General features: G+C 42.3%; 15 protein-coding genes. 6 read left to right on the forward strand and 9 right to left on the reverse strand.

The features are described from left to right. Positions 1–22: 22 nt before the first annotated feature. The 5 genes from CDG77_RS15760 to CDG77_RS15780 form a co-directional block, all read right to left on the reverse strand. On the reverse strand, positions 23–1,690 hold the full coding sequence (locus tag CDG77_RS15760) for an iron uptake porin (protein WP_094330294.1): 1,668 nt from the start codon (positions 1,688–1,690) through the stop codon (positions 23–25). Positions 1,691–1,818: 128 nt separating this feature from the next. Next, a complete protein-coding gene (locus CDG77_RS15765; RefSeq protein ID WP_094330295.1) occupies positions 1,819–2,454 on the reverse strand; it encodes a Crp/Fnr family transcriptional regulator in 636 nt (211 codons plus the stop codon). Positions 2,455–2,868: 414 nt separating this feature from the next. Continuing rightward, on the reverse strand, positions 2,869–3,537 hold the full coding sequence (gene phoU / locus CDG77_RS15770; protein ID WP_094330296.1) for a phosphate signaling complex protein PhoU: 669 nt from the start codon (positions 3,535–3,537) through the stop codon (positions 2,869–2,871). 28 nt (positions 3,538–3,565) lie between these two features. Beyond that, positions 3,566–4,885, reverse strand: a complete 1,320-nt coding sequence (locus CDG77_RS15775; RefSeq protein WP_094330297.1) for a sensor histidine kinase — start codon at positions 4,883–4,885, stop codon at positions 3,566–3,568. 53 nt (positions 4,886–4,938) lie between these two features. After that, entirely contained in the window at positions 4,939–5,691 is a 753-nt protein-coding gene (locus tag CDG77_RS15780; RefSeq protein WP_094330298.1) for a winged helix-turn-helix domain-containing protein, read from the reverse strand. A gap of 464 nt (positions 5,692–6,155) precedes the next feature. On the opposite strand from CDG77_RS15780, the gene CDG77_RS15785 reads away from it, so the two are divergent. Beyond that, positions 6,156–7,139 carry a hypothetical protein gene (locus tag CDG77_RS15785; protein WP_094330299.1) on the forward strand — a complete coding sequence of 328 codons (984 nt, stop codon included), beginning with the start codon at positions 6,156–6,158 and terminating at the stop codon, positions 7,137–7,139. A 53-nt stretch (positions 7,140–7,192) separates the two neighbouring features. Continuing rightward, entirely contained in the window at positions 7,193–8,272 is a 1,080-nt protein-coding gene (locus CDG77_RS15790) for a hypothetical protein (protein WP_094330300.1), read from the forward strand. A gap of 291 nt (positions 8,273–8,563) precedes the next feature. On the opposite strand, the gene hisA is transcribed toward CDG77_RS15790, so the two are convergent. The 3 genes from hisA to CDG77_RS15805 all read right to left on the reverse strand — a co-directional run bounded on the left by hisA (position 8,564) and on the right by CDG77_RS15805 (position 10,087). Beyond that, positions 8,564–9,337 carry a 1-(5-phosphoribosyl)-5-[(5-phosphoribosylamino)methylideneamino]imidazole-4-carboxamide isomerase gene (gene hisA, locus CDG77_RS15795; RefSeq protein WP_094330301.1) on the reverse strand — a complete coding sequence of 258 codons (774 nt, stop codon included), beginning with the start codon at positions 9,335–9,337 and terminating at the stop codon, positions 8,564–8,566. A 121-nt stretch (positions 9,338–9,458) separates the two neighbouring features. Further along, positions 9,459–9,755 (reverse strand): DUF3593 domain-containing protein, encoded by a 297-nt coding sequence (locus tag CDG77_RS15800; protein ID WP_094330302.1) that lies wholly within the window; start codon positions 9,753–9,755, stop codon positions 9,459–9,461. Further along, on the reverse strand, positions 9,752–10,087 hold the full coding sequence (locus CDG77_RS15805; protein ID WP_094330303.1) for a DUF2499 domain-containing protein: 336 nt from the start codon (positions 10,085–10,087) through the stop codon (positions 9,752–9,754). Before CDG77_RS15805 ends, CDG77_RS15800 begins: the two co-directional genes overlap by 4 nt. Positions 10,088–10,273: 186 nt before the next feature. On the opposite strand from CDG77_RS15805, the gene csaB reads away from it, so the two are divergent. Continuing rightward, a complete protein-coding gene (csaB, locus tag CDG77_RS15810; RefSeq protein ID WP_094330309.1) occupies positions 10,274–11,320 on the forward strand; it encodes a polysaccharide pyruvyl transferase CsaB in 1,047 nt (348 codons plus the stop codon). Positions 11,321–11,366: 46 nt separating this feature from the next. Further along, on the forward strand, positions 11,367–11,996 hold the full coding sequence (locus CDG77_RS15815) for a hypothetical protein (protein WP_094330304.1): 630 nt from the start codon (positions 11,367–11,369) through the stop codon (positions 11,994–11,996). 4 nt (positions 11,997–12,000) lie between these two features. Here the strand turns inward: CDG77_RS15815 and pgeF are convergent, their stop codons facing one another. After that, on the reverse strand, positions 12,001–12,786 hold the full coding sequence (gene pgeF / locus CDG77_RS15820) for a peptidoglycan editing factor PgeF (RefSeq protein ID WP_094330305.1): 786 nt from the start codon (positions 12,784–12,786) through the stop codon (positions 12,001–12,003). Positions 12,787–12,863: 77 nt separating this feature from the next. Between pgeF and CDG77_RS15825 the strand changes: the two genes are divergently transcribed. After that, on the forward strand, positions 12,864–13,700 hold the full coding sequence (locus tag CDG77_RS15825; protein WP_094330306.1) for a biotin--[acetyl-CoA-carboxylase] ligase: 837 nt from the start codon (positions 12,864–12,866) through the stop codon (positions 13,698–13,700). A gap of 90 nt (positions 13,701–13,790) precedes the next feature. After that, positions 13,791–15,350, forward strand: coding sequence for a M23 family metallopeptidase (locus tag CDG77_RS15830; protein ID WP_094330307.1), 1,560 nt, complete (start codon positions 13,791–13,793; stop codon positions 15,348–15,350). The last annotated feature ends 29 nt before the right edge of the window (positions 15,351–15,379 follow it).

Genomic DNA, 15,379 nt, shown 5'->3' on the forward strand with positions numbered 1-15,379 from the left:
TCTGAGCTTTAGATTGCCAATTTTAGAAGCTGAAAGTAGTACGTAGAGTACCTACATATTCAGTGCCGTTAGCGTCGTTGTGCTCTGGATTGAAGATTACCAACAAGCCAGGTGTTACCTGAATATTATCGGAAATCTTGTACTTGTAAAGACCCTCTAAGTGATAAGAGGTATTGTCGTCGAAGGTAGTATTACCAGCGACATTTTTGATGCTACCACCAGTAACTTTGGGTGGTTGACCAAAGATGATACCTAAAACGTTGCCTTCGCCACCAAAGTCTTTCAAAGCAAGCGCTCCAGCCCAGTACCAAACGTCTGCATCTGTACCTGCATTAGCACCAGTAATCGCATCAGCAGTTGTATAACCTCCCCAACCACTAATAGCTAACTTAGGACTAAATTGGAAGGTAGCTTCTACACCGTAGTTGTTGGATATAGTACGAGTGTTATTCCCAAAGGGATTGTTAGCAAAAATACTACCTGTACCTTGGAAAAGGTTATTGTTAACAGTATTGTTAACAAGATTAGTTTGATAAGTACGAGCGTAAGTTAGACCAATATTAAAGGCTTTGGTGGGTTGGAAAGATAACTGACCAAAAATAGCGTTATCACCATCCAACAACCCATTATTAAGGCTAGGGTCATTAGCAGTCCTAGCTAGATAAGCACCACTCAAGCTGATAGCGCCTTTAGGATTGAAGGTAACAGTTACACCACTGCCACCTTGACCTTGGCGATATATGGGGCTGAAACGTCCATACCGTGAGAGCGCACCTTTACCAGAGCTTGCAAAGTCAGAGTTGAAGTTATTGACGTTTTCATATAATTCAGCACCAGTAGCATCAACTTTGACACGCACTGCGTCACTAAAGTTGAAAGCATAGTTAATTTTATCGATGCTAACGCTGTTGTCGGCGGGAGCGCCTACATCAAAACTCAAGCGGCTCATATTGGTACCAGTACCAGTACCCAATGCATCATTACCACGATTGGAGACGATATTGCCAGCAGTCAGCCGGATTTGCAACTGGTCTTTACCAGTGAAACTGCTGTACAAGTTCAAACGAACGCGATCGCTAAAAGTGGTGTTATTATTCAAGTCTTGAGTAGGATTACCACCACGAGCGGCTCTATTGTCGCCAAAAACATCAGACACTGCGAAAATTGCTTCTCCAACCAGCTTGGTGGTAGTGGAGAACTGATTGGCTTCTAATTCAGAAGTGCGGGCTTCTAATCCATCGACACGACCGCGCAAGGTTGCTAGTTCAGCAGAATATTCTTCTTGTAAGCGCTGTAAAGTAGCTAAATCTTGTTTGCTGACCAAATCAGCAGTAGCTGTAGCAATCAGTTCGTTAACCCGATCTAAACAGGCATTCAAACCTGCTGCAAATTCATAACGGGTCAAAGCACGGTTCCCACGATAAGTACTATTGGGATAACCTGCAATACAGCCGTAGCGTTCAACTAGAGATTGTAAAGCTTGGAATGCCCAATCTGTGGGCTGCACATCAGAAAATTGCGAAACTGATGTTACCTGATCGATGCTGTTAGAGTCTTGAACCTCAGATAATTGGGTAACATTTGTTACTGGTTCGTTTACTTCCGCAGCTAAGGCATTATTCGTAGCAAAAAATGTCGCAGCTAGAACAACTGGACTAACCTTAATCAGATTCCAGAATCGTTTTGTCATGTTTTTACTCTCACTCACACCTAGATAATCCAGTCATAATAAAATGCTTAGAGCACTTTAATTTCGGGGATTCTACACACATTCACAGCGATGATTATACCTTATATCTTCTGATTATTACAAGCAATTTAGTTAGATACTGCGGAACCATAATTTTTAATTAACTTACCACTTGGTAAACGCAAAATAATGCGGCGTTTGTAACGTAAAACTGTTCCTTCTTCCTCCAACTGTTGTAGTATTCGGGTAATTGTTACTCGTGTAGTATTTAAAACTTCAGCAATATCTTGATGTGTAACATTTAAATCAATTAGCTTCCCCTTATCTACATCACGGTCAAATTTTTCGCTTAACCACACTAAAAACTGCCACAAACGGAGCGAAATAGGTTTTTGATGCACAATGCTTAATAGATCCTCTGCCTGTTGAATATGAGACAACAAAGCATTAATATCTTGATGCCACAAATGAGGTGGCACAATGCTTAGTTCCACGCCTGTGAGACATTCAATCTGGTAGGGCTTGACTCTAGACAAAGGATAGCCAATCAAATCTCCTAATCCCCAATAACCAAGAGTGATGAATGTTCCATCTTCACTCCACGTTAGGGTACGAACTGCACCGTATTCAATACGCCAAAGTACGTCATTTTGATGTGGAATTACTTCCCTACGGGTAAATATCTGCTGGGGTAATTGTCCGCTTAAAGCAGAGCTATTTGACACGGCAGAGAAATTTGAAGTAGGAGTTGTGGAATATATCATTAACCGTAACTACATAATTATCAGGAAATCTCGCTATTTACAATGATTAAGATACGCTAATAATTTGTATCAAAATTTACCTATGTAATTTAATGGCACTCTTCTTAGTTTGAGCTAGTCCCTAGCTCAAAATTTTCCGATGGTAACAACTTCTGATTTTAGATATCTATCAATGAGATAGAACAAAACTTTTCAGTTATTTATTTGTTACTTTAATTGTGCAAGTTTAAGAAAAGGTAAGCTTTTAGTAAAATATTTGGTTAACTTATTTTTAATTCTTGAGGGTTTTCTAAATACTAAGTAAGTGTGTAGGCACAAATAATTATGAAGAGACTAGGGTGAAATGGTGCTTACTTCACATAGATTTAGATCCCCGACTTCCTCAAAAAGTGGGGGATTTGGGCAACAATTCAATTAAGAGCGTTGACCGGTGACAATATATGCTACTCTCTGACCGATATTAGTAGCATGATCTGCCATCCGTTCTAGACAACGAATTGCCAGTGCTAGCAGCACAATTGGCTCGACTACACCAGGCACATTCCGTTGTTGGGCTAAAGTTTGATAAACGCGATCGTAGGCATCGTCTACAGTATCATCTAGGTGCTTTAAACGGCGACCACCGCCTTCATCAAAATCTCCTAAAGCCTTCAAGCTAGTTGCTAGCATCGCCTGCGCGTGAAGGGACATAGCTTCAATCTCAGATAAACACGGATGAGGCGCATAAGGAAAAATTTTAATCGCAATCTCAGCTAAATCCTCAGCATAATCACCAATGCGCTCTAAGTCTCTCACTAACTGCATAAAAGCACTCAAGCAGCGCAAATCTTGAGCCGTAGGCGCTTGCAGCGTCATAATCGCCGTACAGTCTGATTCGATTTGACGATAAAAGCGATCGATCTTTTTATCTAATCGGGGGAGTTCCTCAGCTGCTGTTAAGTTACGAGCAAATAACGCTTGGTGGCTGAGGCGAAATGATTGTTCTACCAAGGCACCCATGCGTAATACATCGCGTTCTAAGCGCCTAATGGCTCGTGCGAGTTGTGGTCTTTGAGGATTGGGAGTATAATCGACAGCTTTCACACTTGTTGTCTCAAACGTGAAGATATTACTAACTATAGTCTTGGCTTAAGGAGTTTGCCATAACTTCAGGAAATTGGAGTTGCATCCACGCACCCCCAGTTTCTGGATGGTTCATTGCTTTGATTGAACCACCGTGGGCGATCAGAATTTGCTCAACGATCGCTAATCCTAAGCCATTGCCAACGATCGCGCCGATGGAGTTACTATCTTGTGGGGAATGGGTTCGCGCCTTATCTCCTCGATAAAATCGCTCAAAAACGTGGGGTAAATCTGCTTCAGAAAACCCAACTCCAGAATCAATAAGATTTATTTCCAGAATTGGAGAAGCCCCATCATTATCTTTTGTTGATAAGATTTTCGCTTCAACGTGAATGCTTGTAGAAGGAGAACTGTATTTAATACTGTTGTCTAGCAAGTTGAGAAAAACTTGGAAAATCCGGGCTTTATCTGCTTTAATCCAGAGATTTTCTGGGCCAGAATAAGAAAGAGATAGATGTTGACGCTGTGCTAAGGGTTCTAGTGTTTCCCAAACAGATGTAATTAGCGATCGCAATTCTACAGCTTTGGCTTGCAATTGCATGGTTGGGTTTGCTTCCATTTGGGTCAAGTCTAACCAGCTTTGCACTAAGTTAATCAGCCGATCGACTTCTTGCATCAAACGGTTAACCCAACGATTGAGAGGTGGTTCCAAGCGGATTTGTAACGTTTCCACAACCAAGCGAATGGAAGTTAAGGGCGTTCTGAGTTCGTGGGCTAGATCGGAAAAAGAGCGATCGCGTGCTTGATTTATATCTAATAGGGGTTGACGATTTTCTAAAAATACTCCCACTTGTCCATTGGGTAAAGGCAAACTAGATGCCCGCAAAGCCAGAGATTTTATTGTTTGCATCTCTGCTGCATCATCACAAGATGGATGAAATATCCATTCTCCCCTTTGTGGTTTTTGGCGATCGCGAGTTTGCTCAATTAAATGGTCAAGTTCGTAAGACCTTACTAACTCTAATAACAAGCGTATCTGTTCTGGTTGCCACCTTTGCAGATACAAAATTTCTTGCGCCTGCCGATTGCACCACAGCAGTTGATTTTCTTCATCCACCTGCAAATATCCCACTGGTGCAAAATCTAGCAGGTCTTGGTAAGTTTGCAATGACTGCTGCAAATCTTGCCGTTGCTGCTTCACCATCGCTATTTCCTGCCGCAACCCAGGAATCAGCAGCAGTCCCATCTTGGAGGAATGGGAGGTTAACGGTCGGAGTAAGCGCCCCAGGTAGCGGTTAAGTTGAACCTGTTGCCAAACCCAAAACCCAATGCCTACCGCTAAACCCAGAGAAAATCCCAATAAAAGCATTTGAGTTGTTAGTTTCTTGGTGACTACTAAAAACTAACAACTATCTAAACTAATTATCCAAACCTATAGCCAAAACCTCGCACAGTCACAATATATTCGGGATGACTGGGGTCTTGCTCTAGTTTTTCGCGCAACCACCGAATATGAACGTCTACAGTTTTACTATCGCCGACAAAATCTGGCCCCCAAACCTGATCTAGTAATTGTTCTCGCGACCATACCCGGCGGGCGTAACTCATAAACAGTTCCAGCAAGCGGAACTCTTTGGGAGAAAGACTCACTTCTTGACCGCGAACTAGCACCCGACATTCTTGAGGATTCAAGGTGACATCCTTGAATTTTAATACTGGTATTGGTGGTAAATTACTTAGGCGTTGGCGGCGGAGTAAAGCGCGACAACGAGCCACTAACTCACGCATACTAAAAGGTTTGGTCAGGTAGTCATCTGCTCCCACCTCTAACCCCAGAACGCGGTCAGTTTCACTACCCTTAGCACTGAGCATTAAAATAGGTATTGGGTTGCCTTGATGACGCAGCAAACGGCAAATATCTAGCCCATTGATTTGCGGTAGCATCAAATCAAGAACGATCAGATCGAAGGGAACTTCCCCTGAGTTGGTTTCAAAACTTTTGAGATACTCTATAGCAGACCGCCCATCGGGGGCAGTTATCACCCCGTAACCTTCCTCTTCCAGGGCTACAGCTAGCATTTCCTGGATTAATTCTTCATCTTCTACTACTAGAATACGGCTGGTTTGCCCAATGTCCGTTCTGGCAGGGTATTTGGTCGATTCAGTGGTATACATTGATATCACAAAAGTCTAGGACTGTGCTTGTATCAATTAGCATGATTAAATCTATTATCTCGTCTTAGTGCAACGGCGCTTCTGCTAGAGTTAATTCTTTTAGATTTTCTTTACAAAAAGTGACATACACTACATCACTCTCCTAAATCACTATGACTGCCAGCTTTTAATGCTTTGTTGTGTGGCGCAATTATAGGAAGCATTATCTTGACAAGAAGAGATTATGTTGGGTATATTTATTTTAGTACACAAGTACTATAAAGCTCAAAAGGAAAACTATACCTGAAAAATAGAAGGACATATCTGTGGAAAATTCGGATCGCCTAAGTGTTCTCTATCGATCATTTCAGTATTTCCACTGCGTTAAAAATGTTGATTCAAAGCTACTCTGATGTCTGCATGGGGTAGTCCTTGGTATGGCTTGCTACCCAATAAATCATTTGCCTATTGAAGGGAGTTGGAAGATGACTACAGTTGGAGTCAAGGACAGCAAACAACAACTAATGCAAGCATTTCAACAAATTATTATCCAAAGAAAAAAGCTGGAGTCTAAAATAGCAACCAAACAAGAGGAAGCAGACAAGGCAAAAAGTCAAGAGATTCTGCAAGTAGCTTCTGCATATACGGTTGATAGTATTGTCAAAGGTTTAGCTGATTTACAATTAGAGTTTGGCAGTATTCTCAACGGATTATCTGAAAAACTAGCTCAGGAAAATTCTAAGTTAGATGAATTGAACCGAGCTATAGAAATTGAAACGCAACGCTTACAAGAGCTTCAACAAATCAGAGTTGTAGCGGATACTCTAGACATTTTAAGTCAAGAACACCAAGAGAAATTAAAAACCCTAGAACAAGATACTATCAGCAAAAGGGAAGCATTAGAGAAAGAAATTACAATTAGGCGGAAAGAATGGCAAAAAGAACAAGCCGAGTATGAAGAAAAACTGCAAGCATATAATGATTTATTAGCTAAAGATCGCCAGCAAGAACAAGAAGAATCTCTATATAAGTTAGAAACTAATCGTAAACTCAATACAGACAGCTACGAAGCAATAAAACGCCAACAACAAAGAGAAATACAAGAAAATTCTCAAAAGAAAGAGAAAGATTGGGCAGAACGAGAAAAAATATTTGCTGAACGCCAACCACTGTTTGCAGACTATCAACAAAAGGTAACTACATTTCCTAACGAACTGGAAGAATCGGTTAAGAAAGCTAGGGAAGAAGCAATTAAAGAAACAAGCCAAAAAGCTAAAGTTGAGGCTGATTTATTTGAGAGAGAATGGGAATCTAACAAACAGAGTTACGAGCAAAAAATTCAATCTCTGGAAGAAACAATTAAGAAACAGTCTGAGCAAATAGAAGGGATTTCTGCTCAATTGCAAACAGCATTAAAACAAGCACAAGACTTAGCTATGAGGGCTTTTGGTAGCTCTAATCCTAAATAGTTACGAGTTCTTAGCATCTTAACCATTTTTAATTCCTGAAGAGGAGGTTTGTTGTGGTGGTGAAAAAGCCGACTGATAAGAATACTAAAGTAGAAATTCTTCAGGCATTTGAGGAGTTAGCTAAAGAAAAAGCAGCGCTGAAATCGGAACTTGAAAAAGTTGCCAAAGAAAACCAGCCTGGAACTAAAGAACAGCCAAAATTAGAACAAACAATAGCTATGAATCAGCTTTCTAGCGTCCAACAGAAGATGAACAATACAATTGAAAGCTTGGCGAAGATTCAATTAGGTTTTGGCAGCGCTGCTAATGAATTATCCGAACAGCTAACCACAAAAGCCTCTAAGTTAGAAGAAATCAGGCGAAATTTAGAAGAAGAAATCCAACAATTAACACAACTGCACAAGTTGGAAGTTTCTGATGATATATTGGATACTCTCATCCAAGCTTATGAAGATAATACGAAAGCTTATCAGGAAGAATATAGCCAGCGTTCTGAAGTGTTATTCCAAGAAATATTAGAACAAAGGAATACTTGGGTAAAAGAACAGGAGGAACAGCAACGGACGATAAAAGAACGAAATGAAAACTTGAATAAAACTCGGCAACGCGATGCATCAGAGTATAAATATAATTTAGAACTTCAACGTCAGCTACAAAGTGACGAATACGAACAACAGCAGAAAGCACTATATAAACAACTGGAAGAATTACTACAAGAAACAGAGAAACAGTGGGCTGAACGAGAGAAAGCAATTGCTGAAAGAGAGAAACAATTTGAAGAATTAAAAGTGAAGGTAGAGGCTTTTCCGAAAGATAAAGAAGCAGCTATCAAGAAAGCTACAGAAGAAGGCAAAGGCATCGCCCACTACCAAGCTAAAGTAAAATCAGATTTATATTCTAAGGAAGTAGAAGGACAAAAGCGGTTTTATGAACAGAGACTGCAATCTCTAGAACAAACTATTACTAACCAAGAGACGCGGATTCAAAATCTTTCTAAGCAACTTGAATCTGCTCTCAAACAAGTTCAGGATTTAGCAGTGAAAGCGATTGAAGGTACTTCAAATGTTAATTCCTATCAGGCAATCAAAGAAATAGCTTTAGAACAGGCAAAAACTCAAGCGAAAAATAAATAAGCTGATTTCTTTTTGATGAGAGTAGTAAAGACTTAATTTAAGTTAAGTCTCTACTACGAACTATAATGCTTGTTATTCGGTTTTCTTTGGTTTTTTGATGTCTGCGGGAGGTTGTAGTTTCTTCTTTGTTCCGGTGGACTGTGTTTGCTGAAATGCTTGCTTAGAATTTGGTTCTTGACTAGACATAATACTGAATTTGAAAATTTACTACAATATTATCTACATCACGGGTATTGTTGATTACAGAAATATATCATAGAAAATTTAAGTTTCGCTTGGTAGATTTACATGTCAAGCAAAGCTAGAAAAACCTAGATTGGGTGGAATATCCTGAATCCGCCCAGGCCCGATCGCTCGTAATGCTTCTTTGAGTAAAATATCCCCAGTATACAAGGCACGTCCGACAATCACACCAGTCACGCCTTGAGGTTCTAACGCTAACAAACTCAACAAATCGGTGATAGAACTTACCCCGCCAGAGGCAATTATCGGGATGGAAATTACCGATGCAAGTTCTCGCAAAGCTTCTAAATTGGGGCCGATGAGAGTACCATCGCGGTGAATATCTGTATAAATGATGGCGGCTGCACCCAATTCTTGCATTTGTACAGCCAGTTGAGTTGCTAAAACTTCCGAAGTTTCTAACCACCCGCGAGTAGCAACTTTGCCGTTACGGGCATCAATGCCAATAATAATCTGTTCGGGAAATTCTTCACACAGTTGTTGTACTAGCTGGGGTTGTTCTACAGCAATGGTTCCGAGAATTGCCCACTGTACGCCTAGATTGAATACTTGTTGCACGCTGGTGCGATCGCGCAATCCTCCACCAATTTCAATGGGTATTGACACTGCATGAGCGATCGCTTCAATTGCTGCCAAGTTTACTACTTTACCCGCTTTAGCACCATCTAAATCAACTATATGCAATCTGGTAGAACCTTGATCTACCCACTGTTTGGCAACATCAACGGGATTTTCGCTAAAAACTTGCGAGCGATCGTAGTCTCCCTGATACAGTCGCACACAGCGACCTTCTAGTAAATCAATCGCTGGAATTACATCCATTTACTTCTTCCTCATAACTCAATACAATCAAAACTTAGCTGTGACGCATTTAAACTGTATATTGGCTTGTTTAAAGATCGTCCTTTGCCCTTAGTCCTTGGTAATTTGTGTTTACAAAGCACTAATGACTTTTGATTTTTAATTGCCTTACAGCTTGTCCAAAACCCAGCACCAGCAAGATGTTAGAAAGGGTCAAAAATAGTTCTGCACCACCGTGCAACCAATCGACATTGGCCAAAGACTCACCGTAATGTAATTGGGCGTAAATTCCGGCTGGGATGGTGATGGCAACGAAGACGAGAGTACCGTAAAATCCATATAGCGCTAAACGCGGCATTTGCGGACTGCGGCTGAGAAACCACAAGAAACCCAAATAGGGAAACAGTGAAAGTGCAAACAGGGTTTCTTTAGAAATCATGGCTCTGATTTAATAGGTTTTGGTTCAACAGTGTCAGGAGATTTGGTAGAACGCCAAATCAAAAACGCCGCTGCCCAAAGGGTAAAATTACCAACTAAGGTCATGGTAGCTTGAAGTGTTACCAGCCATTCTAGAGATTGGGCGTTGTCGAAATAATGCCAGGTACAGGCACACATAGCGCTAACTAAAGCTGGTAACATGGCCAGGGACAATCCCCACCAATTACGATTATTAGTGAGTTCGCCGTAAGTCCAGATTAACCAAATGGCGACAATCCACTCAATAACGCTAGAAATATGAATAATCCAGGTGGGAATCGATAGGGCGTGCATAAGAAAGTTAGGAGTTAGGAGGAGAGACACGATTAATCGCGTCTGTACAAGAGTTAGGAGTTATTTCTATCTTCCTTTGTTACGAAGTTTGAAAATAGAATTTGTGAATGAATCTACTATCTGTTGTAGCAATGACAGATATTCTGTATAAAAAAAGTTGTTAATCTAAAATCTAAAATGGTTAAGATGCGGGCGTTATTGTCTGGATATTACGGTAAAGGTAATGGTGGTGACGAGGCTTTGTTGGCGACGCTTTTGCAAATGTTACCATCTCACGTAACACCTGTGGTACTTTCGGGTAATCCAGAGGAAACTCGCGATCGCTATAATGTAGAAACTTGCGATCGCATGGCTCCTTTACCTGTACTGCAAGCTTTACGCTCTGGCGATGCTTTGATTTGGGGCGGCGGGAGTCTTATTCAGGATGTTACCAGTACTATCAGCCCATTTTATTATGGGGGACTGATGGCATTAGCTCAGAAAATGGGTTTGAAAACTGTTGCTTGGGCGCAAGGTATTGGCCCCTTAGTGCGTCCGCAAACTCGTTGGTTGGCAAAGCAAACCTTTGGTAATTGTACCAAAATTAGTGTCCGCGATCGCGCCAGTGCTGCTTTATTATCTGATTGGCAAATCCCTTGTATTATAGCTCCTGACCCGGTTTGGGCGTTGGAATCTAAACCAGTCCCAGGACTTTGGGATTTACCTGCGCCGAGAGTTGCGGTAACGTTGCGATCGCATCCCCAACTTACAGAAACACGTCTGGCAAACTTAACTCGCGCTTTGGTTGACTTTCAAAAAGCTACACAGGCTTTTATTTTACTACTACCGTTTCAAAAAAGTGAAGATTTAAGTATTGCCGAAGCCATTCAACCACATCTTAAAGATGTCAGCCAGATTTTGTGTCTGTCAGATCCGCAACTTTTAAAAGGTGTGTTTCGCGGCGTAGAAATGGCAATTGGGATGCGCCTACACAGCTTGATTATGGCTGCATCTGAAGGTTGTCGCTGCTTCGCTCTCAGTTACGATCCCAAAGTAAATCGTCTCATGGAAGACTTAGAAATGCCTGGATGGGATTTAGCAAGTTTACCCGACGATCCCAATTTGATTAGTTTGACTTGGATGGAGCATTATGCCAATGGTGAGCCGTTATCATCAGAGAAAATTCAATCTTTGGTGGATGGTGCATTAATGCATCGTGATGTTTTGAGTGAAGCCTTAGTTTCTGTACCCTAACTAAGGCGTGTGGATTTATAAAGGGTAGGTCAGAGGTAAACGAATTATGCCTACGATCGGTTATTGGATTAAGAACCTTGATGACGATCAATTTCTGGCACCGCAAGAGGTTGCGGGAAAACTAGCACCAGATATTGCCAAACGGGTGGTTGCTTACCTTTGTGCAGGAAAGCTATACGCACAATATCGTGGATTATCGTGGTGTAGGTTTATGCATGGATGTGCTAAAGCATTCATGGGAAGTTCAGAATTAACTGATGGTTACTGGATATGGCCTGAAGGCTTGGTTCACTATGTGGAAGTGCATAGAGTTGCGCTTCCTGAAGAATTTCTAGCAGATGCTTTAAACAAGTTAGTGACAAGAAACAAAAGTATTGAGCTAGATTCAGATATTGCTTTCTGGGTGAATTGGTGTTCACAAAACCAAGATCCAGTTTTTAGGAAACAGCTTCTTGCTGCACGTCAGACTCCGCCGCAAGAAGTACAAGATGCTTTAATAGCAGAGATTAATGCTTTACAGCTTAAATATGGTTTGTCTGAACAACTCTGTCTGTGTGATGGATGCAGGGAAAGAGCCTTACAAAGCCAAGTAGTCTGTGTTAAACACTTTCTAGGTGATGAGCGTTGGGAAAGAGGTTGGAGATCGGGTTTTCACTCACTGTTGTACGACTTCTGATAAACTACTGATTCGTTTTACCGCTAACAATCCCTGACCATTGAATTTTTTTCTCTTTCTCCCGGCGGTAAGAAAAGAAATGCTCTGGAGTTTGGAAAGTACAATAAGGTGCGATCGCAATTTGTTCTGCACTAATCCCCATATTTTCCAGTTGTAAGGTATTCACTCGCCGCACATCCAACTTTACTTTTCCTGGATCAGGATCTTCTAGTAAAGGTGAATTTGGTAATTCATGCAATGCTTGAATTATTTTTTGTTCTTCATTATGTGATATAATACTAGCCCCAATTTCGGCAGCCACTTCGATGGAGACTTGGTAAACCTCACCAGCGATCGCTGGGCCTAACGCAATGCGTAAATCATCAAGTTTGCTGCCTTGAGATTGTAGCCGAGCGATCGCTTGGGGCACAATTTTTTGAGCAGTCCCCCGCCAACCAGCGTGTAATGCTGCTACTTGTCCAGTTTTCACATCCCCAATTAGCACGGGTGTACAATCTGCGCTAGCTACCCAAACAGCTTGTAGAGGCTGCTCGCTGATTAAACCATCCGCCGATGCTAAATCCTCGTCAGCAGAGCTTAAGAAGCTTTCAACTTCTTGGGGAGTGAGAACAGTATTGCCATGAACCTGCTTTAAGCGATAGACTGATGCCTCTGGTTGCAATACTTCTGTGATAACTTGTGGCGATCGCGGCCAAAACTGCTGGGTAAAGAAGCCGTGATGCCAATGTTCCAGAATACTACAAGTTAAAAAAGGCAGTCCTTCCGAATTGCGCCAGTGCCAAGTGTGCATCTTCAACCAAACCTAAAGAGAAATCACTCATCAGCCAATCAATGCTAACTTGAACAACGGAATTTGGCTTAACTGCTGTGGGATTTAATCTGCAAAACTTGGAAACAGCCTTGAAAGCAGGGCAAAAGTCTAATACATATTTACCATTTTCCCTTCATTTTTTTGAAAGCGTCTCCTCAACAAACCAAACCCTCTGGAACTTACTCAACCAAGGGGCGATTTCAGGAACAGTAGTCATCGCAGGTGTACAATCTGCTGGGCGCGGACAATGGGGACGCGAGTGGATTTCTCCAGTTGGGGGATTGTATCTTTCCGTGGCAACTTCTTTCGACCATAAACCTTTTGACCAAAAAATAGAGGCTACTGACAGCTACCAGCTAACTTTCGCCACTGCTTGGGGAATTGCGTCTCAATTGCGCCAGCGCGGTATAAATGTTGGCATAAAATGGCCCAATGATTTAGTTTTAAATGGTCGCAAACTAGGCGGCATTTTGACAGAAACCAAAGTAAACAAAGGACAAATCACTCAAGCAGTAATTGGTGTTGGTATTAACTGGACAAATCCAGTACCCGAAACTGGAATCAATTTGGAATCGTGGCAAGCTTTGCAAGATTTCAGACCAATTTCTTGTCTGGAAATGCTCACCTCTACCGTCTTGCTGGGAATTGAATCCGGTATGGAGTGCCTTTGGCAAGAAGGAGTAAACATACTCTTGTCTCGCTATCTAGATTTGCTTACAAACATGGGCGATCGGGTGTATGTCAATAATCTTTCAGGTACAGTAGTTGGAGTGACTCCTCAAGGAAATTTACGAGTTGATTTAGAAACACATGATACAAAGGAACTAATTACACCGGAAATTTATATTCAACCCGGTACAATCAGTTTGGGGTACCATAAATCTTCCGTTTAAATTTGAGGTTTGTTCAAAATTTCGCTCTTTGGGCAAGACAAACCACTAGCATCATCTCTTTAGGCTAATTACACACAACTGAGAGAACAAATGACGCAGCGCAATAATTCTGCCCCACATCGTTTGCATTACTTATGGCAGCAAGGTCTGACAAAAAAACGTTTTGCCTCAACGCTACCAGCCCAGAGCCTCTGCTGGCTGAGTAGCGTTAGCCTCCTTAGCGGCGGCTTTGTGTTTGCCCAAACGGAAACACAAGTAGATAATATCGTTCCCACTGTTGAAACTTCCCAGCCAACAGCATTTACAAATCCAGTTAAAAAACAGGCTGTTGCACCCGAAGGCGTTCAAGCCCAACCGGAATTTTCCCAACGGCGAGCCAGACTCAAACAGAGATTGCGTCAGCCAGAGGTTGCTCAATCAAAGGAACCAGTTAGGCAATCTACGCCCAAAATCGAAGCTGCTGAACCTGTTGTGATTATCAGACAGGCAAAACCCAAGGTAGAAGCCTCCCAGGTTACACCTGTAAGGGTAAGACAAGAAAAACCTAGTACTCCCACCCGCTCTTTACCTGAAAAACTTCCAGAAGTTGCTCAACCATCAAATAACTCTAACAGCCCTGTCAGTGCAACTACAGGGAAAACCAAGGATTATAATAACGCTTATATTGATCCTAATAGTTATGACAGTGGTACCACAGGTACTTATCAAGCACCAAATTCCGTAATTCTCACAGAACGCTCCAGTGGTTGCCGAGCCATTTTACCGTCAGGGCAAAGCGTGTTAGGCGGCGTTTGCGCCAAAGCACCCCAAAGGAGTGTAGCTGATTCTAATGGTAAAGTAGCACCTACTTGGCTAAGAAGAAGTCAAAACGCCCAATTACCACCAGTAGTTCCACCTGTCCAACAAGTTGCAACTACTGGCAACACCAGCAGGTGGCGTGCTGTTCAAAATACTTCCGGTGGTGACACCAAGAGCGCATTTCGCCCGAATCGGTTTATTCCGAGTCCTAGCGAGTTCAGCCCCACAACAGTGAGTGCAACTCCCATCGCACCGAGTGGTGGTACTTTACCCCCACCAATGGCAGATGGTAACATTGCACCCCGTCCCAGCAACGTAGCTTATGACTTCTCACTAGCATCAGTATTGCCGCAAATCCCCTACACAGGGAGAGTTGCCTATAGTGGTACGGGAATGATGTATCCATTGTCTATTCCCGCTCCCATTACCTCGTTGTTTGGTTGGCGAATTCATCCAATCACAGGTACTCAACGCTTCCACGCTGGTACAGACTTAGGTGCGCCTACAGGAACACCAGTTTTAGCAGCTGCTGCTGGTCAAGTAGAAACTGCTAACTGGGTTGGTGGTTATGGTTTAACCGTTATCCTGAATCACAAATCTGCTGAACAAACTCTCTACGGTCACATGTCAGAAATCCTTGTTCAACCTGGTCAATGGGTACAACCTGGAACTGTCATTGGTCTAGTTGGCAGCACCGGGAATTCCACAGGGCCTCACCTGCACTTTGAAGTCCGCCACCTTACACCGAACGGGTGGGTTGCTACTAACCCAGGTGTGGAATTACAAAGTGCCCTCAGCCAGTTAGTAAGAGGCTCGCAAAGCGCTCAGATAAGCCAACAACCAGGTAGCTGAGGTTAGCGAGTGGGGATTGGGGATTGGGG

Origin of the sequence: Nostoc sp. 'Peltigera membranacea cyanobiont' 213 (genome assembly GCF_002245975.1) — a bacterium.
GTDB lineage: Bacteria > Cyanobacteriota > Cyanobacteriia > Cyanobacteriales > Nostocaceae > Nostoc.